This is a genomic window from Rubrilithobacter danxiaensis (assembly GCF_047272945.1).
Taxonomy (GTDB): Bacteria; Bacteroidota; Bacteroidia; order Sphingobacteriales; family Sphingobacteriaceae; genus Rubrolithibacter; species Rubrolithibacter danxiaensis.
In genome coordinates this window covers 1-1,045 of sequence record NZ_JBKOPS010000038.1, presented here as the reverse complement: position 1 = coordinate 1,045, position 1,045 = coordinate 1, and the positions used below count along the sequence as shown (strand labels likewise).

The 1,045-nt window shown below is 43.0% G+C and carries 2 protein-coding genes; both read left to right on the top strand.

The genetic code is table 11. From position 1 onward, the window contains the following. A partial coding sequence (locus ACLCDL_RS17895; RefSeq protein WP_423149782.1) for a helix-turn-helix domain-containing protein occupies positions 1–494 on the top strand: 494 nt, incomplete at its 5' end. Next, the coding region (locus tag ACLCDL_RS17890; protein ID WP_423149781.1) for an IS3 family transposase at positions 494–1,045 on the top strand (552 nt) is incomplete at its 3' end. The genes ACLCDL_RS17895 and ACLCDL_RS17890, both read left to right, overlap by 1 nt.

Here is a 1,045-nt window from a genome sequence, read left to right as displayed (position 1 = left end):
ACTGTGTAAAGGCAATGTCGGAACAATACCGTTCTGCAAAATCGTTGTCTAAGGAATACGGAATTACCCATTCCCTGTTTGAAGATTGGTTTAGGGTATATGAATGTCAAGGTGCAGCGGGTTTGTTGCCCAGAAAAGGGAAGAGGGTTTTCAGTCCTTCCTTTAAATTGGAGGTACTTAAAGCAATTCGCGAAGAAAAACTATCTTTAAGAGAAGCCTGCATACGCTTCGACCTATCGACAGATGCCATGATCATCAGATGGCAGAAAGGATTGGACAAACTCGGGTTAGCAGGTCTGGAACCGCGCCCTAAAGGAAGACCACCGATGGCTAAGAAAGTGAATCAAAATATCAAGCGCAAGCCTAGAAAATCGAATAAGACCGTCACTCGTGAGGAGGAGCTTCTACGGGAAAATGAATATCTACGTGCAGAGAATGCTCTGCTAAAAAAGCTCCAAGCCTTAGTTCCAGCCGAAAACAAGCGCAAGCCATAATGGAACTAAGGCATCAATTTGATCTGGCTATCCTGTTAGGTTGTGTGAAAATGGCAAGGAGTACATTTTATTATTATTCGAAGGAGGCGAAACAGCCAGATAAATATGAACAGGTTAAGGCCCAGATCCAAAAGGTGTACCATGCTCATAAAGGACGGTTTGGCTATCGCCGTGTTACCCTACAGCTTAAACGTGATGGAATGGTCATTAACCACAAGACAATCTTTAGATTGATGGGAGAAATGGGATTGAAGAGCCTGATCAGGATAAAGAAATACAGGTCGTACCGGGGGAATCTGGGAAAGATTGCCCCTAATATCCTTAATAGGGACTTTAAGGCTGACAGCCCGATGCAAAAGTGGGCCACAGATGTGACAGAATTCAAGGTCAAAGGAAAGAAACTTTATCTCTCCCCAATAATTGATCTGTTCAATCAGGAAATCATTAGCTATGAACTCTCTGATACACCGATTTTTAAGGGGGTAATGGACATGCTCAAAAAAGCACTGCCACATGTAAAGAACTCTTCAAAATTGATCCTACATTCCGAC